The following is a 22,379-nucleotide window of genomic DNA, read 5'->3' as shown; positions in this document are numbered from 1 at the left end:
TAGGTAAAATGCGCTCAATAAAATTTACATCGGAGAGTATTAATGTTTCCTGAACTCAAAAATGACCGTTTCTTGCGTGCATTGCTCAAACAGCCAGTCGACACAACTCCTGTATGGATGATGAGACAAGCTGGACGCTATTTACCAGAATATCGAGCAAGTCGAGCAACTGCTGGAGACTTTTTGAGTCTATGTAAAAACGACGAATTTGCCTGTGAAGTGACGCTACAGCCACTTAGACGATATGAATTAGATGCTGCTATTTTATTTTCAGACATTTTAACCATCCCCGATGCAATGGGCTTAGGCTTATATTTCGAAACAGGTGAAGGCCCAAAATTCAAATATAAAATTCGAACCAAAGCCGATGTTGAAGCCTTACCTATAACAACAGCAAACGACCTAGATTATGTGATGAAAGCCGTCAGCACTATTCGTCATGCGCTAAACGGAGATGTACCACTAATAGGTTTTTCTGGCAGTCCATGGACTTTAGCGACTTATATGGTTGAAGGCGGATCAAGCAAAGACTTCCGTCACATTAAAGCCATGATGTACCAATCTCCGGAAACTCTTCATGCCCTATTAAATAAATTGGCTGAATCTGTAACAGCCTACCTAAATGGACAGATTTTAGCTGGCGCACAAGCTCTACAAATATTTGATACTTGGGGCGGTGTTTTGAGTGGCCCAATGTATCAGCAGTTCTCATTACTCTACATGAAACAAATCCTAGATGGCCTTATCCGTGAGCATAACGGACAAAAGATTCCGGTTATCCTGTTCACTAAAAATGGCGGTCAATGGTTAGAAAACATGGCAGCCACTGGTCCAGATGCATTAGGTTTAGATTGGACAACAGACATTTCTGAAGCCCGCGCTCGCGTTGGTGATAAAGTGGCATTACAAGGAAATATCGACCCTAGCGTGCTTTATGCAGATCAGACTGTCATCGAGCGTGAAGTGGAAAACGTACTATCAGGATTTGGTCATGGTACTGGCCATGTATTCAACCTTGGTCATGGCATACATCAATTCGTAAACCCTGATCACCCAAAATATCTAATTGATGCTGTGCATAAATTAGGTGAAAAGTACCATCAGCCTGAGTTTGATGATCTAGACGCGATGAATGGGCTTTAGTAAATAACACTAGAAAGAAGCCTCATAAACATCAAGGGTGTAGCGACTTTAATAAGAGAGTGCTATTTTAAATCCAAAGAATACTTTTTATTCCTATGGAGAACAGAAATGAAATTAGTTACAGCCATTATTAAACCCTTCAAACTAGATGAAGTACGTGAGGCATTATCCGAAATAGGAATTAATGGCATCACAGTAACAGAAGTGAAAGGTTTTGGTCGTCAACGAGGACACACTGAACTTTATCGTGGGGCTGAGTATGTGGTTGATTTTTTACCAAAGGTTAAACTAGAACTTGCTATAGAAAGCGACCAAGTTGAGCACGCGATCGAAGCAATACAAAACAATGCAAATACAGGAAAAATTGGCGACGGTAAAATTTTCGTTACCACTCTTGAGCAAGTTATTCGAATCCGTACAGGCGAAACTGGAAACGAAGCGATTTAATACTTTCGTTCCTGAGCTAAAAGCACGACTAGAATCACAATAAAAAAGAGGCTTATGCCTCTTTTTTATTGATGCGAACCCACTCTCAAAAAAAACAGTCTCACATTAACCCTTATCAGGAACCTTAATAGATAAAGTCCCTAGGTAACGGTTTTGGCGTAACTCGATTTGACGGAAAATCGCAATAACGACAATACTAATCAACAAATATATGCCACCAGCCGCTAGGAAAATTTCCATCGGCGTATAAGTTCTTGCGATGATGGTTCTTGCCATTCCAGTCAAATCTAAAATGGTAATGGTACTTGCCAACGCACTGCCCTTCAGCATCAAGATAATCTCGTTACCGTAAGCTGGTAAGACAATGCCAAATGCACGAGGCAAAAGAATACGACGGTACATTTGTACTTTCGTCATACCGACTACTTTACAAGCCTCAACTTCACCTTGAGGAATGGCTTGAATCGCGCCTCTGAAAATCTCTGCCGTATAAGCAGACGTATTCAAAGTAAAAGCAATAATGGCGCACCAAAAAGGTTCTCTTAGAATAGGCCAAAAGATACTCTCTCGTACTACATCAAATTGCGACGCACCGTAATAAACCAAGAAAATCTGCACCAGCAAAGGTGTACCACGGAAGAAGAAGATATAAGCAAAAGGAAATACTCTTATCCAAGCAACAGGGGAGATTCTCGCTAAAGCAATTGGCAAAGCCAATATTCCACCTAATACAACAGATAAAACCACCAACTGTAAACTAACCCAAGCGCCACTTAACAAACGGGGAAAGTATTCAACAACAACTGAAAAGTCCATTCACTATCCCCTTGTTAAGCCGCGACTGGCTCGTTTTTCCAAGTAAGAAACCAAAACCATAGAAACAATGGTTAAAGCCAAGTACATGAAAGCGGCAACCAAATAAAATAAAAACGCTTCTTTCGTACTGCTAACAGCAATATTGGCTTTACGCATGATGTCATCAAGACCAACTACAGAAACAAGCGCGGTGTCCTTCAGCAAGACTAGAAATAAATTACCGATACCAGGTAAAGCAATACGCCAAACCTGCGGTAAAATAATGCGATAAAACTTACGAACAGGCCCCATGCCTAAAGCAATTGCCGCTTCGTGCTGACCTTTAGGGATTGACTGTAAAGCGCCTCGAAAAACTTCTGTCGCATAAGCACCAAAAGTTAAACCAAGTGCTGTAACACCCGCGGCAAACGCGCCTACCTCAATGTATTCGTCATAGCCAAATACGCTGGCAATAGCCATCAAAACACTGGTGGCGCCAAAATAAATGATAAGAACCGTTAATAGTTCAGGAATACCACGAATAATGGTCGTGTAGCCATGAGCAATCCATCGGAAGAGTTTAATTGAGGACAATTTGGCGGAAGCACCCAACAACCCAAGAATTAAACCGACAAACAGAGAAGATAATGCTAGCTCTAAGGTAACGACAGCACCTTGCAGCAACTGGTCACCGAATCCATGAAGATCAATCATAGTTTTCTCTCAGAGTAAGCGAAAAGAGGTTCCTCGACTTTTAAACATCGAGGAACTTTCTATGGAGATTTAAATTAACAAGTTACCCTTAGTAGATAGAGAATGGGAAGTAACGAGCATTAATTTTCTCGTAAGTGCCATCAGCAATTAGCTCATCAAGCGCTTTGTTCAATTTCTCTTTTAGCTTAGTGTCGCCTTTACGAACAGCAATACCAATTTCGTCATTTTTCATGAAAGAGTTGCCTTTGAACTCAAACTGAGACGCGCCTTCTGCTGTTTTCAACCAGTTGTAAGTTGGTAGTTCATCAGACAAAACGATGTCTAAACGACCAGAAAGAAGATCTAGATAAACGTTATCTTGGTTATCATAGAATTTCAGGTCCGCTTTACCGGTGAAGTTGTCTTCTAGATATTGAGCACCCAAAGTTGCACGCTGTGCACCAATTGTTTTGCCAGATAGATCGCTTAAATCAAATGCCTCACCAACACGCCCCATGAAACGCAACCCTCCAGAGTAGTATTTGTTAGTAAAATCAACGACTTTCAAGCGATCTTCAGTGATAGACATAGATGCAATAATGGCATCAAATTTACGTACTTTTAAACCAGGAATTAGACCATCCCAGTCTTGAGTAAGAATTTCACAATCCGCTTCCATTCTTGAACATAAGGCACGCGCAATATCAACATCAAAACCTTGTGGCATGCCAGCAGAATCAATAAAGTTGAACGGCGCCCAAGCACCTTCGGTCACAAAGCGTACTTTATCTGCTGCTTGAGCAGAAATAGTAGACATTGCTGCAGTTACTAATAAAGCAGAACCTAAGACAATTTTTTTAAGTTTCATAACACTACCTTTTTGATTATTAAATTATTCACGATAACAAGAGTTAAGTTTGTCCTTCTAACCCTGCTACTTCTTAAAATGCACTAGACAAAAATGCTTTGCAACGCTCTGATTTAGGCGAGCCAAACACTTCGTCAGGAGTTCCTTTTTCTTCAACAACGCCTTTATGTAAAAAGACAACATCACTTGACACTTCACGTGCGAAATTCATTTCATGGGTAACAATAAGCATTGTGCGCCCCTCTTCAGCTAGATTACGCATAACACCTAACACTTCCCCAACCAATTCAGGATCAAGTGCAGAAGTTGGCTCATCAAATAAAATAAGCTGAGGGTCCATAGCTAATGTTCTGGCAATCGCAACACGCTGTTGTTGCCCACCAGATAATTGATTCGGGTACATATTTTTCTTTTCTGCTATTCCTACTTTGCGTAACAAATGCTCAGCATATTCAGCAACTTCTTGCTTCGGTCGCTTTAGAACATTCAAAGGGCCTTCCATTACATTCTGCAAAATAGTCATATGAGGCCAAAGATTAAAGCTCTGGAAAACAAACCCGATTTGCTGGCGCATCTTGGTAAGCTGCCTCATATTATTGGCAACAAGGTCTGTCTCACCTTGTACCAAGTCCAATTTACCGCCATTGAAGATTATTTCACCTTGCGTTGGGTTCTCAAGTAAGTTGATACAACGTAAAAACGTGCTTTTACCAGAACCACTAGAGCCAAGAATTGAGATAACATCACCATCATAAGCCTTCAAAGAAATACCTTTAAGTACTTCAACATCGCCAAATGTCTTATGAATATCAATGAGTTCTAACGCTGGGGCTTTCGACATGGTTTTTTACCTTATTTTATTAGCAGCTAACTGTCTCTAACGAGACGTAAAAACACATACGCCTCTTTGTAACTCCATTTATACTGTCGCGAAGAGCATAAAAATCATGCCAAAAACAGTCTTGACCAGTAGTTTAAATTATTTTTTCCAAAGTTGCCTTTTTTTCCGGTCACTCTGTAACGGAATTGAAACATTGTTATGGTTTTTCTTACGCTCTTCTCTTGGCGTCACGCCAAAAAAGCTTTTATACGTCGTACTAAAATGGGACGCTGTAGAAAACCCACACTCATTACCAATATCATTAATAGCTTTATCTGTTTGACTTAACAACTTTTTAGCATGCTGCAAGCGCAATTCTAAATAGTAGCGAGAAGGCACAATGTCTAAATTACTTTTAAACAATCTTTCCAAGTGCCGCCTAGAAACGCCAACGTGGTAAGCAATATCATCAGAAGAAAGCGGCTCTTGGATATTGGCTTCCATTAATTGAACAGCCTCAACCAGTTTTGGTTGTCCGGTGCCTATACGCGCTTGCAAAGGAATCCTTTGCGGGTCATCGTGGGTACGGATTCGTTCACATACAAACTGCTCAGAAATACTGCTAGCCAAACTCATACCATGCTGTTTCCCTATTAAAAACAACATCATATCCATGGCTGCTGTGCCGCCACTACAGGTGTAGCGATCTCTATCCACTTCAAACAAATGATTAGACACAATCGTCTGCGGAAACTCATCACGGAGATTAGCAATACTCCACCAATGAATCGTCGCTCGATAGCCATCTAACAGCCCAGCCTTGGCTAATAAATGACTTCCAGTGCAAACACCACCAAGTCCAATATTTCTTTTTGCTTGTTTTTTTAACCAATTTTCTAAAGTTTGATTTTCGTTTTTTGACACAGGCGAAGACCCGCACACAAAAATAGCATCTAAATCATTCGGTGCATCACAAGTTAAGTAGTCTGAGACCGCTACCCCCCCCGTATTTGAAGACATTTCCCTTTCACCGTAACTAATAGTACAAAAAGAATAGAGCTCTTTTCCTGTTACCCAATTCGCCATATGCAAGGTTTCGATTGCAGAAGAAAAACCCAGCATAGAATAATTTGGCAACAGCAAAAAACCGTATTTCAAGGGCTTTTTGCTTGCCTGCATGATTTCTCTTGATGCGAATTCACTCTTGTACAAAATATTATCCTGCGAACTATAGGCAAAAAAGAAGTTTATTTCGTTTAAAATGGATAACAAAGGTTTTTTACTTCTTTCACAAGATGTAAAAGGCCTTGAAAACCACACTTGGAAACAATATGTCGCTATTAAGAAAGTTACTAACTATTAAAGGTTTGGTTTTTTCATAATAATCTTATGCAGAGTCTAAGCCAAATACTTTCGCAAAATCGCATTTACAACTAGTTTTATTATGAACACCACTCAAAAGGGATGAGTTCTAATGACTGACCACAAAAAAAATGAATTAATCGAACGCGTTGAAGTAGAAATAAACGAAAACTTTAGTGATGCTGAAGCAAGCAACATCATTCAGCTCGCGCACCTTTATTTCCAAGACTCTCTAATAGAAGATTTGGCAGCCGAATCCATTGAAAACCTATATGGCACAATTATTTGCCTATGGGATTTCTTGAAAAATCGCACTCCAGACCAACCTAAAATCCGCGTTTACAACCCGAATTATGAAGAACATAGCTGGCAATCAACACACACTGTCGTTGAAATCTTAACGCAGGATATGCCTTTCTTAGTCTCATCATTCAGCATGACGCTTGTTCGCTTGGGCTACACAATACACATGACAGTACATCCGCTTGTGCCTATCGAGCGAGACAAGAAAGGCGAACTTATCAAAATAGGATCGTCGGCCAACACAAACGACTCATTAATGCGTTTTGAAATTAGTCGCTTATCCGATACCAATGTTTTAGATCAAATCAAAGACGAGCTCACTAAAACATTCAGCGACATCACCAAAGCCGTGAATGATTGGCCTACTATGCAAACCAAGCTTAATGACATCATCACTGAGTCAGAAGGCATTGCGCATCTAAAAGACAACACAGAACACCAAGAAAACTTAGATTTTCTTCGCTGGATTGCCAACAACCATTTCACTTTTGTCGGCTTCCGCTCATACGACTTAGTTGTAGAAAACGCTGAAACGCATCTGAAGCTTGTTGATGGTTCAGGACTAGGCACATTCCGCGACCTGAGTGACAAGAAAGTAAAACGTGACATTGTTTTGCACGATCATCTTGCCAAGCTGGCAGTCGATAATACAAATATGTTGATTTTGACTAAATCAACGGCGATCTCGACCATCCATCGCCCTGTCCATTTGGACTATTTAGGCATCAAACGCTTTGATAAGAAAGGCAACGTGATTGGCGAATGGCGTTTCTTCGGTTTGTATTCATCTACCGCTTACATCGCTCGCCTACAAGATATTCCATTGCTGCGTAAAAAGCTGGAATTGATCATTGAAAAATCGAATGTGGATCCAAACAGCCACAAAGGCAAAAATCTCAAACACATTCTAAATAGCTATCCTCGTGATGAAATGTTGCAAGCACCAGCGGAATATCTTTTCAACGCGATTGAAAGCATTTTGGCAATCCAAGAACGCCGCCAATTACGTGTTTTCTTACGTAAAGACATCTATGGCCGCTTCCTAAATGCATTAGTCTATGTACCAAGAGACCGCTACAACACTGAATTTCGTATTAAAATGCAAGAGATTTTGATGAATGCATGCAACGGAACCAGTTCAGAATTCAATGTACAATTTTCTCAATTAATCTTGGCTCGCGTCAATTTCACAATCCAAATTGCAGATCCGAAGCAAAGCCCAAAAATTGATGCAGAAGAAATCCAAAGCCGTATGCAAGATGCAATGACATCTTGGGAAGATAAGCTTCTCAATGCATTGTACAAAAATCACGGTGAAGAAAGTGGCAACAAGCTATACAACACTTACACGCCTTATTTACCTGTGGCTTACCGAGAAGACTTCTCCCCTAATGCTGCAGTATTAGATATTGAACGTTTAAGCCTACTTGGAGGTGAAGGCGATATATCCACGCACCTTTACCGTCAAGTTGGCCAAGCGCAAAACAATCACTTCTTTAAAGTCTATGGCGCAGGTACAACACTGGTTCTATCTGATGTATTGCCAATTTTAGAATGCATGGGATTGCGCGTTTTGGAAGCTCGCCCTTACGAGCTAGACCAAAACGGCGATGGCAAAGCCGACACATGGGTTGTTGAATTCGCCATCTGTGTTGATGCTGATGTAAACCTTGAGAAGCCAGCACAGCGCGAGGCCTTCCAAGATGCTTTCAACCAAGTATTTAGCCGTCGAGTTGAAAACGATCGCTTCAATGCTTTAGTACTTAACGCTTCTTTAACGTGGCGCCAAATTACTATGCTACGCGCCTTAACCAAATACTTGATGCAACTTCAGGTGCCTTTCTCTGGGCAATACATGCAACAAACGCTAGAGAAAAACACAAGCATTACACGTCTGCTTGTGCAGCTTTTCGAACAACGCTTTGACCCTAATCAAACAACCAAGCGCGCTGAAAAAGTACAAAAGCTACTTGAGAAAATTGATCTTGAATTAGACCAAGTTGCAAATCTCGATGAAGACAGAATCCTGAAACATTACTTGTCCGTTCTTCAAGCAATGCTACGAACTAACTTCTATCAAGCCGATGCAGAAGGCGGAATCAAAGATTATGTATCTTTCAAGTTAGATCCTTCTCTGATTCCAGCAGTTCCTTTACCACGCCCTAAATTTGAAATTTTCGTCTATGCTCCTTGGGTAGAAGGCGTGCACATGCGCGGCGGAAAAGTGGCTCGTGGTGGACTCCGTTGGTCTGACCGCATGGAAGACTTTAGAACCGAGGTTCTTGGTCTTGTTAAAGCACAAATGGTTAAGAATGCCGTCATTGTTCCTGCTGGCGCAAAAGGTGGTTTCGTTGCGAAGCAATTGAAAAAGAACGCTTCCCGCGAAGAAGTTCAAGCGGAAGTGGTTCATTGTTACACCACCTTTATTAGTGGCTTGTTAGACATCACTGACAACCTAGTACAGAACGAAGTCGTTGCTCCACTTTCTGTTGAGCGTTATGACGAAGATGATCCGTACTTAGTCGTCGCAGCAGACAAAGGTACAGCAACTTTCTCTGATTTAGCCAACAGCATTTCAGAAAAATATGGTTTCTGGCTAGGAGATGCATTCGCGTCTGGCGGCTCAAATGGTTACGACCATAAGAAAATGGGCATCACGGCTCGTGGCGCATGGGAATCTGTGAAACGCCAATTTAAAGAAATTGGTATTGATTGCCAAACAACCGATTTTACCGCCGTGGGCGTAGGTGATATGGCCGGTGACGTTTTTGGTAACGGCATGCTGTTATCAAAACATACTCGCTTAGTGGCTGCCTTTAATCACATGCACATTTTTATTGATCCGACGCCAGATGCAGCGTCATCCTTCTCTGAACGTGAACGCATGTTTGAATTGCCTCGTTCATCTTGGGAAGATTACAACAAAGAACTCATTTCAAAAGGCGGCGGCATCTTTAACCGCTCGGCGAAGTCGATTCCGATTAATGCGGACATTCGTAAAGCATTAGGTATCGAAGGTAATGTTAAATCCATGGCGCCGATTGATTTAATCAACGCAATTCTTAAAGCGCCAGTTGATCTACTTTGGAACGGCGGCATCGGTACTTACGTTAAATCTGAAGATGAGTCTCACGCCGATGCTGGCGACAGTGCAAACAATGGGTTGCGTGTAAACGGTAAAGAGTTACGCTGCAAAATTGTTGGCGAAGGCGGCAACTTAGGTCTTACTCAATTAGGTCGTATTGAGTTCGCTCAAAACAACGGCTTGATTAGCACAGATGCTATAGATAACTCAGCCGGTGTGGACAGCTCAGATCACGAAGTAAACATTAAGATCTTGCTGAACCGTGTTGTTGAAAACGGTGATATGACCGAAAAACAACGCAATAGTTTGTTAGCGGAAATGACCGACGAAGTCGGTAATCTGGTTTTACGACATAACCTTGGTCAAAGCCATGTGTTATCGCTTGCTAATACGCAAGCACCAGAACGTTTAGCTGATCATTGGCGTTTGATTCAGTCTCTTGTTCGTGAAGGTCGATTGAACCGTGAGATCGAGTTCTTGCCAAGTGATGCTCAAATTAAACAACGCTTAAACAAAGGCTTAGGACTTACTCGTCCTGAAATATCCGTCTTATTGGCTTACTCGAAAATTAAACTCTCTGAGCAGTTAGTCATCGATGGTATTGGCAAAGATTCGGATTTAACGACTCAAATCAATGAGTACTTCCCGACTCAATTGACGAAGCGTTTTGGTAACCAAATGTCTTCACACCCATTGATTCAGGAAATCATTGCTGGACATGTAACAAACAATCTTGGCAACCGTATGGGGCCGACCTTTACAACATACATGCAGGAAGAAACAGGTGCATCATCGCTGAATGTTGTTCGAGCTTACATGGCGGCAGAAGATATCTTCGGTATTGCAGCACTGTGGGATGCAATCAATGATTTGGACTTTGTTGCTTCCAATGCAGTGTTGAATGATTTATTGATCCAAATTCAAGGACTCATCGAACGCGCAACATTGTGGTTGCTACGCAACACCCGCGAAAGCTTGTCTATCCAGCGTTTAAAAGACACTTACAAGCCTGGTATCGATATTATTCGAGCCAACATGCAAGCGATTTTAACGGAATCAAGCAAAGCGCACTTAGCGGATATTTCTACCGACCTCGTTAGCAAGAATATTCCAGTGGAACTGGCAGATACACTGTCTTCTCTTCAAGCGCTATTCTACGGCTTAGACATCATTCGTGTTGCTGCTAATACAGACACAGAAGTACTTGATGTTGCTCAAACCTATTTCGCTTTAGAAATGGACTTAGAGCTGCATTGGTTACGCCATAAAGCAAGCGAACTGCCTGCTGACGATATGTGGCAACAACGGGCGAAAGCAGGATTGGGCGATGAAGTTGACAGCAGTCTAAGAACATTAACTCAAGCCGTGATTCAATCCAGCATTGATATCAAGAAATTGGAGGAACGCTTAACTCATTGGCGTGAGTCAAATAGCGAAAATATAAACCATTACCGCGCGACTTTCGGTGAGATCAAAGCTGAAAGCGAATTAACGCTTCCAATGGTAACCGTCGCTATTCGAGAGTTAAGAAATCTGATATAAACTTAACGGTGGCCGTTACCTCGGCCACCTATTTTTTAAGAGGAATAAACAAGTGACATTACAAGTAACGAGAGCAACCTTTGATGAAGTAATGGTTCCTAACTACGCACCTTCGGCAATTATTCCAGTGCGCGGCGAAGGCTCTCACGTGTGGGACAAAGAAGGCAAAGAATACATCGATTTTGCAGGCGGTATTGCTGTTACTGCATTAGGTCATTCCCACCCAACTCTAGTCAATGTCATGCGCGAACAAGCTGGACAACTTTGGCACCTAGCCAATGTTATGACCAACGAGCCAGCATTACGATTAGCTAAAAAACTGACTGACAAAACTTTTGCAGATCGCGTCTTTTTTGCAAACAGTGGCGCAGAAGCAAATGAAGCTGCATTTAAGCTAGCACGTCGTTACGCATTTGATCATTTCGGTCCTGAAAAGCACGAAATCATTGCTTTCAACAAGTCTTTCCATGGCCGTACTTTGTTTACTGTTTCTGTTGGTGGGCAAGCAAAATACAAAGAAGGTTTTGAGCCGACTCCTGGTGGCATCAAACATTGTGACTACAATGACATTGAGCAACTAAAGGCCATCATCAGTGACAAAACTTGCGCAGTTGTAATCGAGCCAATCCAAGGTGAAGGCGGTGTGATTCCTGCTGATAAAGAATTCGCTAAACAAGTTCGTGAGCTATGTAACCAACACAACGCTTTGCTTGTCTTTGATGAAGTTCAATCAGGTGTTGGTCGTACTGGCACTTTATATGCCTACGAGCAACTAGGTGTGAAACCAGATGTACTAACGACGGCAAAAGCACTAGGCAATGGCTTCCCTGTTGGCGCTATGCTGGCAACAGAAGAAACAGCGAAGAGCTTAGCCTTCGGTACTCATGGTAGTACTTATGGTGGCAACCCAATGGCCTGCTCCATTGCTGAAGCTGTAATTGATATCGTTGATACTCCTGAAGTTTTAAGTGGCATTCAAGAACGCCATGATATTTTTGTTGCAGGTCTAAAAGCCATCAATGAAAAACTTAATGTGTTTAAAGACATTCGTGGCATGGGTCTTTTGATTGGCGCTGAAGTGGTTGATTCTCTTGCTGGGAAAGCAGGAACTTTCGTAACAGCGGCCGCCGCAGAAGGCCTATTTGTTTTAGTGGCTGGACCAAATGTTTTGCGTTTAGCGCCTTCTTTGGTTATCCCAAAAGAAGATATTGCAGAAGGCCTTTCTCGCTTAGAAAAAGCCATTGAAAAAGCGATCGCTAACGCATAAGACACTTAATAAAAGTGACTTAGACATAAAAAAATCGAGCCTAGGCTCGATTTTTTTATGTCTAAGTCTGAATAAGGCTAAAAACAGGGAAATTTGTTCCTATTGTCGTCTTTTTTGCAGATTCCTTAAAAGCCGGCTGATTGTGCTTATTCATGGACTGGTTTAAGCTCCTATAAAGCGCCATTATACATTTTCGAGTAAATCAATGGCTTACGCATTATTCACCAATATAGAGAAGCTAAACTGTGTTTCAATCTTTCTTTCCCAAACCTAAGCTCTTTTTTATAAGTTTCGCCCTTTGGGCAATTGCATGTGTTCTAGGCTGGTATCTTATTGCTCAAAATCTTGGAGCCAGTTTAAGTTTAGGCTCACTGTTCGGCATTAATTTCCCCGAAGCACTAGCAGAAGGCGCTAATGCCGAAACTCAAGCCGCTTTTGCAAGCACACAAAGAACCGCGCTAGATATCTGGCTATATCAATACATGATTCTTTGTTATGGATTATTTGTCGGTGCTTGGACTATCTACGGCGGGCAAAAGTGGGCGAAATGGTCTGTTTCTGGATCCGCGTTAATTGTTTTCATCACTTGGTTTCAAGTACAAGTGAGCGTCATGCTTAACGAATGGTACGGCAGCTTTTATGACCTTATTCAAAAGGCATTAGGCGAGCCAAATAGCATTCCTTTGGCTGATTATTATGCCGAGCTATCCACTGTAGCAGTAATCATTTTAGTTGCTATCACAGTGTCTGTATTAAGTAACTTCTTCATTAGTCATTACGTTTTCCGCTGGCGTACTGCGATGACAAGCTATTATTCGTCAAAATGGGATAAAGTCCGTCACATCGAAGGTGCATCTCAGCGTATACAAGAAGACACCATGCGCTTTGCCTCTATTGTTGAAGGCTTAGGTGTTAGTTTACTCAGATCCGTTATGACCTTGATTGCCTTTTTGCCTATTTTGTGGGGATTATCTGGCTACGTTAAAGAGTTACCATTGATTGGTGAAGTCCCTCAAGCGTTGGTCTTCACCGCAATTATGTGGTCTGTTTTCGGTACACTTTTACTTGCTCTTGCTGGTATCAAACTGCCAGGACTGGAGTTCAAAAACCAGCGAGTTGAAGCCGCTTACCGAAAAGAGCTAGTTTATGGGGAAGATCATGCTGACCGAGCAGATCCGATCACTTTAAACGAGCTATTCGACAACGTGCGTAAAAACTACTTCCGCCTGTATGCCAATTACCTCTATTTTAATATCGTGCGGTACGGCTACTTAAACGTAGGTCAGTTTGTACCATTAATTGTGCTTGCACCTTCCATCATCGCTGGCGCTTTCACCCTCGGCGTGATGCAGCGAGTCATGAATGCTTTTAACCAGGTAGAAAACTCTTTCCAATATTTGATTAACTCTTGGACAACAATCGTTGAACTACTGTCTATTTATAAACGTTTAAAAGCGTTTGAAATGGCCATAAATGAAAACGAAGCCAAGATAGATTTGGACTCTTCAAGCACACATTAATCATCAAGATTAAAGATACAAAAAATCCCTGCTATGTTTAACCATGGCAGGGATTTTTTAATACATTTTGCATTCTTTACACTTAACTCTTTAGGTGAATAATCAAACGTTGATATTGATATTCTGCCCTAAGTTATCTGTGGTTGTATGTGATCCGCTACTTGCTGCTGGCGTTATCGACTCAACAGCTCGTTCCAACAATTCAAGGTTTTGGCTGCCTTCCTGTTGTTGAGCTCGTTTCGCTAAGCTCGCGCTGTATACTTCGCTCGCATAATCCATTCCTGGGCCACCGCTTACACCGTTTACTTCCATTTTCATCTCCTATTCTCTCGAAGCCATCAGCTTACTTATGTTAGAGAAAAGATTTATATCCGAATTTAACTGTCCAATAAATCACCAATTTAAAACAGTATAGCTTTGTAGCGTATGATTTACGACCATTTTTTGTAACTAAACCGTTTTATTGTCAAGATAGTCAACCGCTCTTTTTAGACTGAATCATCTGTTACAAAGGCCTCCCAATATTGACTCATCAGAGTTTGCCTTTGCACTAAGGTATCATCTTGGATAACTCGCCCTTGTTGTTGGAGGTTTAATCGATGCGCTCTCGCCCTGTAAAGAGTGTAAGTCTCTATCATCTTTTCTACTTTGTCTGAATTCAACAAGCCCACTTGTAAAGCCGCTTCCAATTGACGAACATTATCCGAGAAGCGCATAAGCTCTGGATATTTGTGAGACCAAGCCAACACCAGATACTGAACCATAAATTCAATATCAATAATGCCACCAGCACCTTGTTTCAGATCGAAGCCTTTGTCTTTACCACCAGTGTCTAAATGAGTACGCATTTTTTCGCGCATTTTAATCACTTCAACTTTGAGCTCCTGCCTATCTCTTACCGTAGAAATAACCTCTTTACGACAAGCTTCAAACTGAGCCAGCAAACTAGATTCTCCTGCTAGTCCTCTCGCTCGGGTCACAGCTTGATGCTCCCAAACCCAAGCTTCTTTTTGCTGGTATTCACGAAAAGCGTCCAAAGTTGAAACTAACAAACCAGAATTACCAGAAGGTCGTAAGCGCATATCCACCTCGTATAAGCGACCTGCCGCAGTAAAACTGGTGATCATGTGGATTAATCTCTGCCCTAGTCGTGTATAAAAGGTTAAATTATCCACACTTCGGTCACCATTACTGCTACCCGTTGATTCAGCTCCGTGGATAAATACCAAATCCAAGTCAGAATCATAACCTAGCTCCCACCCGCCAGATTTACCATAACCAATAATTGCCAATTGAGGAGTATGAGACACTTCCCCACGGCTGACAGGATAGCCATATTTTTTTGTCATGCTATACCATGATTGCTGCAATACTTGTTCTAGTAGCACTTCAGCCAACCAAGTTAAGTGATCGCTCACTTTCATAATGGGCAATATATCCGTGATATCGCAAGCGGCAATACGCAAGATAATGGAACGTCTAAACCGACGCATAGCATCCATTTGAGCTTCTTCATCATCTTCCGGTAAACGCAATAAGATCTGCTGTAATTCTTCCACTAGCATTGCTTTATCAGGCGGTGAAAAAAGAGTGTTTGCATCCAGCAATTCATCCAGCAAAGCAGGTGTTGTTGAAATGGCTTCGGTAAACCAAACACTTTCTCGACATAAACGAATCAAGTGCGTCATGGCCGTCTGGCTTTCGCACAACAAAACCAAATAAGCAGTACGACGAAGTACAGCTTCTAAAATTGGAAAAACACGCTCCAGCACCAAATCAGGCTTATCCTCATTTGCCAGCTGAGACATAAAAGACGCCAAAAATACCGCTAACCTTTCATGTCCAATTGGCTGCATAAAAACAACCGTTCGCGACACTAAGAGCTGAGCAATACGTTTAACAGCAACGTTTTTATCTTGCCAAACAATGTGTTCTATCGCGTCTATAATGGCTTCTGAATCTTCAGGGTGTTTTATAAGTAGGCGCCACGTTTCTTGGTGTTTAACTTCTTCTGTGCTGTCCTCACCGTCATCGATGAGATCCACAAAGCAAGCATGAACTTTTTTACGTACTTCCCATAAACGTTCATCTAATGCTTGCCAAGATGAATAACCTACCATCAACGCAATACGCAAACGGGCTTTATCACTGTCTGGTAGTAGCTGAGTTTGTTCGTCATTGACTGCTTGTAAAGCATGTTCTGTTCGCCTTAGTAATAAATACGCCTCTTGGAGCATACTCACTTCTTCAGCAGACAAATAATCTTGCTGAGCAAGATAAGGCAGCACTTTTAACAAAGAAGGGGTTTGTAAACCTTGGTCGCGACCGCCATGCAGAATTTGTAATGCTTGAGCAACAAACTCCACCTCGCGAATGCCCCCCTCACCAAGCTTGATATTGTGCTCAATGCCTTTACGACGAACTTCTTTGGCAATCATTTGCTTTAAGTCTCGCAATGCTCCTATCGCACCAAAATCAAGGTATTTACGGTAAACAAATGGTTTTCGTAAGGCTTCGAACTCGCGCATATCCAATTCATTGCCAGACATCACTCTGGCCTTAATCATGGCGTATCTTTCCCAATCTCGACCTTGATCTTGGTAATAGTTTTCAAGGGAATCCATATTCAACACAAGCGCCCCTGATTGCCCGAACGGACGCAGACGCATATCGACACGGAAGACAAAACCGTCAGCCGTAACTTGATCCAAATGCTGAATCAATTTCTGCCCTAGCTTTGTAAAGTACTCTTGATGAGAAAGGCTTTTCTTACCACCTTGTGTATCACCATGTTCTCGGAAGGCAAAAATGAGGTCGATATCCGAAGACAAGTTCAGCTCATGACCACCTAATTTTCCCATACCAATAACGATTAAAGATTGCGGTAAACCATTGCTGTCTAACGCTCTACCATACAAGGAAAGATAGTTTTGCTCTGCCCATGCCAAGCTGGCGTTCACACAAGCATCTGCCAAACCACTAAGGCGGCGAGTCAATTCTGCTAATGGCAAGCGTTGCTGCATATCCAAGACAATAAGGCGCACCATCCACCAATGTCGATATAGGCGCAAACGCTTTAAGAGCGAGGCTTCATCAAAATGCTCAAATTCACCTTCGGGACATACTTCTGGTTCGAGTGCAAAAGACGCTTCCCCTGCCATTAATGCCGCTTGAGAAGGCAACTCAGGCAAGGTTTTAAGAACCAATAAATCATCAAGCCAATGGGGAAAACGGACGCATTGTTGATGTACATAATTACTCAACAGCCAAAGCGGCTCCAAAACCTTAATTTGCTCTTGGTCTAACGGTGCTAAACGCACTCTTTCTCGCGCATCCTGAATATGTTCCAGCAAGAGCTGGGAATCGCTTTGTTCGTGAAAAAATGCGTAACTTGAATTCAAATCAGGTGATATCAAAAGGCCGCCCTCAGAAAATAGATCTTTCTCAAGTGAATAGTTATTGTTTTATTGATCGACGTTTAGTCTGTATGAACTTGTTTATTTAGCCATTGCCCAACTTCCAACATAGCAACACCAACCGATGTCATGCTCATCAATTTTTTAATCGTAAGCAGTTCTTCTTCCATAAAGCATTCGTCCATTTGTCCATCTAAGCTTATTAATTGCTTTTGAAACTCGACAGGTAGATATTTGCCAAGCTCTTCGATCGAGTGACGTACTGGTTGAAGTAACGCTTCATCTTGCATAAAGTGTATGGCCTCCCAATATACGAGCCAGACTTCATACCAGTAGGAAGCCAACTCCAATGTAGACGCCATATTCAGAGGCTTTTCTGGAAATTCAATCTGTCCATATTTTAAACGTACACCTTTTTGGGCCTTTGAAACTGTACTCACTTGCACAGGGACTTGTTGCGCAAGCTCAAGAGCAAAGTGGTATAAGCCTGCTTCACTTCCATCTTTCAGTTCTAGCTCCAACTCACAAATAGAATCCTCACCATAAGGCGATATCACTAAGCCATGATCGCAAACTACTTCCATTGTTGAGCCTTGGGCTCCTATGTTCCAAACCTGTCGCTCAAAGTCTGTCCGATAAACCTCTACAAGCTTATTCGTCCAAGACATGTCTTTTAGTTCATCAGAAAGCGGCACTTCTGCCAATAATGAAAAATCCAGCTTGTCAGAAGGAACCAGCCATTCCCATTCACCACGAGCATGCATACCAACACGGCTGCTACCGCGTGTTTTTACCGTTTGAATGAATTTGTTATTCACAGCACGAATTCGCATTGCGACCCCTGCTTTCATTAAATCTGCCTCTTCTGTATCAAAATAAGCATTCATTAACGACAAGGTAGGTTGACGACTTTGCTTTTCATTCTCAGAAAATGTACAAATTTCATCAAGAAAATCGCTGGCAGACTTGAGATACTCAGACTGAACCATTAACTTAAGTTCTAGCTCGGTAGCCATAATAGATAAACCTCTAAGCACTTCATTGTTTATTAAACAACAAAGAAAAATATTGTTGTTGTAAGTGTACCAGATGCCTAGCTTCCAGTAGTAATATTAGGGAATCTCTCGGATTCAAGGAAATCCTTATGCCAGCACTTCCATCGCTTATCAGTATGATGTCACAATTGATTGCGTCGCCTTCTATCAGCTGTAGTCAAGCAAGTTGGGATCAGTCGAATAAAGGTGTGATTCAGTTGCTCGAAAGTTGGCTTACTTCGCTGGGGTTTGCATGCGAAATTATGCCTTTGCCAGACCAGCCAAATAAATTTAACTTAATTGCGACGCTTGGCAGTGGTGATGGTGGTTTGGTGCTATCAGGCCACACAGACACAGTACCTTACGATGAAGGTCGCTGGAAATCCGACCCTTTTGCCTTAGAAGAAAGAAACCAAAAATTATACGGTCTGGGTTCTTGCGACATGAAAGGCTTTTTCGCCATTGTGTTGGACACAGTTCAGCAAATGCAGCTTAGCGACTTGAAGCAACCGCTCATCATTCTAGCGACCGCAGACGAAGAAAGCTCCATGTCTGGCGCACGAGTTCTAGCAGAGCAAGGCTCCGTTAAAGCTCGCTACGCCTTGATTGGCGAGCCGACTTCCTTAACGCCAATTCATGCCCACAAAGGCATCATGATGGAACGCATTCAAGTAACAGGGCAAGCTGGCCATTCATCTAATCCAGCATTAGGTAATAATGCGATGGATGCCATGCATTCCGTAATGTCTGAGCTGATGACATTTCGTAAACAGCTTAAAAAACAATACCGTGACGCTAACTTCGTGATTGACTATCCGACCATGAACTTTGGCTGCATTCATGGTGGCGACAATCCAAACCGAATCTGTGGTCGTTGCGAATTAGAATTTGACCTAAGAGCTTTACCTGGCATGAGCAATCAGTCTCTCATGGCAGAAATCGCACAAATATTGCCAAGCATTGAAGAGCAAACAGGTACTACAATTCAGCTAAATAGCCTATTCCCAGATGTGCCCTCTTTTTATACTCCAATTGAATCGGATATCATAAAAGCATGTGAAGCACTCACTAAACGCCAAGCCAGCACCGTTGCCTTTGCAACAGAAGGGCCTTTCTTAAATCAAATGGGAATGGAAACTCTAATACTTGGGCCTGGCTCTATTGACCAAGCCCACCAACCAAACGAATTCATGGCGTTGGATCAAATTCAACCTATGCAACAGGTAATACGTGGTCTAATCGAACGTTTTTGCCTTCAATCACACGAGCAGAAAAAATGAGGAACAGCGTGCCTGACGAACTCAACTATGTAGATTGGTTCCGCCATTCATCCCCCTATATCAACGCCCATAGAGGGAAAACTTTTGTCATCTTGATTCCTGGTGAAGCGGTTGAATGCGCTCACTTCTCAAGCATTATCCATGACCTAGCCTTGCTAGATTCGCTTGGTATTCGCTTGGTTCTAGTACAAGGCGCACGCCCACAAATCAGTCGAGTACTTACTAACCGTCACTTAACAAGCAAAGTAGAAGAAGACTATCGCGTCACACCACAAGATCAGCTCCTTGATGTCATCCAAGCTTCGGCTGCTGTTCGAGTGCAACTTGAAGCTCAACTATCAATGGGACTTTCCAATACACCTATGGACGGCGCTCGCCTCAAAGTGTGCAGTGGTAATTATGTGATTGCGAGGCCTTTGGGCGTGGTTGATGGCATTGATTACGGCCACACAGGAGAAGTTCGTCGAATTGATACCGAAGCGATCTTTCGCCTTCTGGAAGATGACAACATGGTGCTACTGCCACACCTTGGTTTTTCACCAACAGGTGAAGTATTTAACCTAAAAAGTGAAGACGTTGCACTTCAAGCTGCAGTTCAGTTAAAAGCCGATAAATTGGTAATTTTCTCAGAAGAAGAAGGCATATTTAAAGAAGGTGGCGAACTTTACTCAGAGTTACTCACCAAAGATGCTGATCTAATTCTCAAAGAAAGAAAGCTAAACGATGTGACTCACGCTTCTTTAGAAGCTTGTGTTCAAGCCGTTCGCCAAGGCCTGCCAAGAGCACATTTGATTTCATACAATGAAAACGGTGGGTTACTAAGAGAACTTTTCACTCGCGAAGGCTCTGGCACCATGATAGATGAAGACAGTTACGAGCAATTACGTCCCGCCCAAATTAATGATGTTGGCGGCATGATGGCATTACTTGCACCACTCGAAGAAAAAGGTGTATTGGTTAGACGCTCCAGAGAATTGCTTGAAAATGAAGTCGATCGCTTCATTGTCATTGAGCGAGATGGAGCTATTGTCGCTTGCGCAGCGCTTTATCCTTTTGAGCAAGAGTACGCTGGAGAATTGGCATGCTTAGCGGTTTCACCAGATTATAGAGGCTCCAACCGAGGTGAACGCTTACTTAAAGGCATTGAGAAAGCAGCTAAAGCATTGAACTTGTCGACGCTATTCTTATTAACCACAAGAACCGCTCATTGGTTTATCGAACGTGGATTCAGTGAGACGACATTGGCGACTTTGCCGACCAAAAAACAAGCGCTATACAATTATCAGCGTAACTCAAAGATTTTCTCCAAAGCGCTTTAGTTTTTGAGCTTTAATTAAAAAGGAGATCCAATTGGATCTCCTTTTTATTCGCTGGTTTATTGCTTTGTTACTCGATTATTTTAAACGGAATAAACATTGGGTAACCCTGCCTAATAACTCGCATTGGAACAGAGCGACTATTCGGAATGTCTTTCGCTGTAGCAGTAAAGTCAGATACTCCTTCAACGCGTTTACCATTTAACATAGTAATCACATCTCCTTGTTGAAGACCATTTCGAGCCGCTGTTCCACCTATAATCTGTTCGATCACAACACCACCTTCGATATCAAACTCTTTGGCCATATCAGCAGGCACTTCGCCCACTATCATGCCAAGTCGATTTTGATCCTGTTGTGATTGCGCCAATACTTTAGGGTCACTTGGGCGCTCATCTAATGACACGCTAATAGTTTGCTCTTTACCGTCTCGGTAAACTTTCGCATCAACTTTATCGCCAGCTTTTAGCTGCCCAACCACATAAGGCAGTTCACCAGAATGCTCAATGTTTTCTCCATTAAACATCATAATGATATCGCCAGGTTTCAGCCCTGCTTTTTCCGCAGGAGAATCAGGCAATACACGACTAATCAAGGCACCGTTTGATCGATCCAAACCGAAAGATTCTGCTAAGTCATTACTGACGTCTTGAATCAACACACCCAACCAAGCTCTAGACACTTTGCCTTCATTTTTAAGCTGGTCAGCCACGGACATAGCGACTTTAGATGGAATAGCAAAAGACACCCCCATAAAACCGCCAGAGCGAGTGTAGATTTGCGAGTTAATTCCGATCACTTCACCATCTAAGTTGAATAAAGGACCACCAGAGTTACCTGGGTTAATAGCAACGTCTGTTTGGATAAATGGCACGTAGCTATCGGAAGGTAAATTACGACCAGTCGCACTGACAATACCCGCCGTCACTGTGTAATCAAAACCAAATGGCGAACCAATAGCCAAAACCCATTGCCCCGGTTTCAACTTGTCAGAATCACCCATTTTTACAATAGGAAGATCTTCTGCATCTATCTTCAACAAAGCCAAATCGGTTCTAGGGTCAGTACCAACCAACTCAGCCAAGTATTCACGGCGGTCACTTAAACGAACATGAATCACGTCTGCGCCATCGATAACATGGTTATTCGTTAGAACATAACCGTCATGAGAAATAATAAAACCAGAGCCTAAAGAGCTTCTTTGCCCTTGTTGAGGTGCTTGCTGACCAAACGGCTGTTGACCAAAAAAGTGCTTAAAGAACTCGTTGAGTTCTTCACTGTTTGGACCAAACTGCTGACCTTTTTGATTGGCTGTTTTAGTCGTGACTGTTTGCTCTGTGCTGATATTCACAACAGCCGGGGAAGCCTCGTCCACCAACTCTGTGAAGTCAGGTAGTGAAGCCGCGTGGGAAAGCATAGAAACCATCATAAAAGTACTGATGACAACCATACCAAGGTGTTTAAGCAATCTGTTCATTGATTGGTCTC

The 22,379-nt window shown here is 42.3% G+C and carries 16 protein-coding genes; 7 read left to right on the top strand and 9 right to left on the bottom strand.

Going from position 1 to position 22,379, the window contains the following annotated elements; all coding sequences use genetic code 11:
- Positions 1-42: 42 nt before the first annotated feature.
- Together hemE and glnK are read left to right on the top strand one after the other, a co-directional pair.
- Positions 43-1,143 (top strand): uroporphyrinogen decarboxylase, encoded by a 1,101-nt coding sequence (gene hemE / locus ABFY09_RS12195; protein ID WP_347984594.1) that lies wholly within the window; start codon positions 43-45, stop codon positions 1,141-1,143.
- 108 nt (positions 1,144-1,251) lie between these two features.
- Positions 1,252-1,590: a P-II family nitrogen regulator gene (glnK, locus tag ABFY09_RS12190; protein WP_347984593.1), complete on the top strand. Its 339-nt coding sequence runs from the start codon at positions 1,252-1,254 to the stop codon at positions 1,588-1,590.
- Between the two features lie 105 nt (positions 1,591-1,695).
- Here the strand turns inward: glnK and ABFY09_RS12185 are convergent, their stop codons facing one another.
- From ABFY09_RS12185 to ABFY09_RS12165, 5 genes are all read right to left on the bottom strand, one after another.
- Positions 1,696-2,406, bottom strand: coding sequence for an ABC transporter permease (locus ABFY09_RS12185; RefSeq protein WP_347984592.1), 711 nt, complete (start codon positions 2,404-2,406; stop codon positions 1,696-1,698).
- A 3-nt stretch (positions 2,407-2,409) separates the two neighbouring features.
- Positions 2,410-3,099 carry an ABC transporter permease gene (locus tag ABFY09_RS12180; RefSeq protein ID WP_347984591.1) on the bottom strand — a complete coding sequence of 230 codons (690 nt, stop codon included), beginning with the start codon at positions 3,097-3,099 and terminating at the stop codon, positions 2,410-2,412.
- An 88-nt stretch (positions 3,100-3,187) separates the two neighbouring features.
- Complete coding sequence (locus ABFY09_RS12175) at positions 3,188-3,946, bottom strand: transporter substrate-binding domain-containing protein (protein WP_347984590.1); 759 nt, start codon at positions 3,944-3,946, stop codon at positions 3,188-3,190.
- 73 nt (positions 3,947-4,019) lie between these two features.
- A complete protein-coding gene (locus tag ABFY09_RS12170; RefSeq protein ID WP_317002875.1) occupies positions 4,020-4,787 on the bottom strand; it encodes an ATP-binding cassette domain-containing protein in 768 nt (255 codons plus the stop codon).
- Between the two features lie 138 nt (positions 4,788-4,925).
- Entirely contained in the window at positions 4,926-5,945 is a 1,020-nt protein-coding gene (locus ABFY09_RS12165) for a GlxA family transcriptional regulator (protein WP_347984589.1), read from the bottom strand.
- A gap of 295 nt (positions 5,946-6,240) precedes the next feature.
- On the opposite strand from ABFY09_RS12165, the gene ABFY09_RS12160 reads away from it, so the two are divergent.
- The 3 genes from ABFY09_RS12160 (at position 6,241) to sbmA (ending at position 13,845) form a co-directional block, all read left to right on the top strand.
- On the top strand, positions 6,241-11,058 hold the full coding sequence (locus ABFY09_RS12160; RefSeq protein ID WP_347984588.1) for an NAD-glutamate dehydrogenase: 4,818 nt from the start codon (positions 6,241-6,243) through the stop codon (positions 11,056-11,058).
- Positions 11,059-11,110: 52 nt separating this feature from the next.
- The gene (locus ABFY09_RS12155) at positions 11,111-12,325 is read left to right on the top strand and encodes an aspartate aminotransferase family protein (protein WP_347984587.1); all 1,215 of its coding nucleotides are present in this window, start codon (positions 11,111-11,113) and stop codon (positions 12,323-12,325) included.
- A gap of 245 nt (positions 12,326-12,570) precedes the next feature.
- Positions 12,571-13,845 (top strand): peptide antibiotic transporter SbmA, encoded by a 1,275-nt coding sequence (gene sbmA, locus ABFY09_RS12150; protein WP_347984586.1) that lies wholly within the window; start codon positions 12,571-12,573, stop codon positions 13,843-13,845.
- Positions 13,846-13,947: 102 nt separating this feature from the next.
- Here the strand turns inward: sbmA and ABFY09_RS12145 are convergent, their stop codons facing one another.
- The 3 genes from ABFY09_RS12145 to ABFY09_RS12135 all read right to left on the bottom strand — a co-directional run bounded on the left by ABFY09_RS12145 (position 13,948) and on the right by ABFY09_RS12135 (position 18,277).
- A complete protein-coding gene (locus tag ABFY09_RS12145; protein WP_347984585.1) occupies positions 13,948-14,157 on the bottom strand; it encodes a hypothetical protein in 210 nt (69 codons plus the stop codon).
- A gap of 176 nt (positions 14,158-14,333) precedes the next feature.
- Positions 14,334-17,261, bottom strand: a complete 2,928-nt coding sequence (gene glnE, locus ABFY09_RS12140; RefSeq protein WP_347984584.1) for a bifunctional [glutamate--ammonia ligase]-adenylyl-L-tyrosine phosphorylase/[glutamate--ammonia-ligase] adenylyltransferase — start codon at positions 17,259-17,261, stop codon at positions 14,334-14,336.
- 62 nt (positions 17,262-17,323) lie between these two features.
- Positions 17,324-18,277, bottom strand: coding sequence for a CYTH domain-containing protein (locus ABFY09_RS12135; protein ID WP_347984583.1), 954 nt, complete (start codon positions 18,275-18,277; stop codon positions 17,324-17,326).
- A gap of 128 nt (positions 18,278-18,405) precedes the next feature.
- On the opposite strand from ABFY09_RS12135, the gene argE reads away from it, so the two are divergent.
- Both argE and argA read left to right on the top strand, forming a co-directional pair.
- Positions 18,406-19,575, top strand: a complete 1,170-nt coding sequence (gene argE, locus ABFY09_RS12130; protein WP_347984582.1) for an acetylornithine deacetylase — start codon at positions 18,406-18,408, stop codon at positions 19,573-19,575.
- Complete coding sequence (gene argA, locus ABFY09_RS12125) at positions 19,572-20,894, top strand: amino-acid N-acetyltransferase (RefSeq protein ID WP_347984581.1); 1,323 nt, start codon at positions 19,572-19,574, stop codon at positions 20,892-20,894. The genes argE and argA overlap by 4 nt, the downstream gene beginning before the upstream one ends.
- A 67-nt stretch (positions 20,895-20,961) precedes the next feature.
- On the opposite strand, the gene ABFY09_RS12120 is transcribed toward argA, so the two are convergent.
- Positions 20,962-22,368 carry a DegQ family serine endoprotease gene (locus ABFY09_RS12120; RefSeq protein ID WP_347984580.1) on the bottom strand — a complete coding sequence of 469 codons (1,407 nt, stop codon included), beginning with the start codon at positions 22,366-22,368 and terminating at the stop codon, positions 20,962-20,964.
- Between the last annotated feature and the right edge of the window lie 11 nt (positions 22,369-22,379).

The organism is Marinomonas sp. 5E14-1, assembly GCF_039939215.1.
Taxonomy (GTDB): domain Bacteria; phylum Pseudomonadota; class Gammaproteobacteria; order Pseudomonadales; family Marinomonadaceae; genus Marinomonas.
Note: the sequence above shows the minus strand (reverse complement) of the source record. Positions and strands in the feature narration are given on the sequence as shown.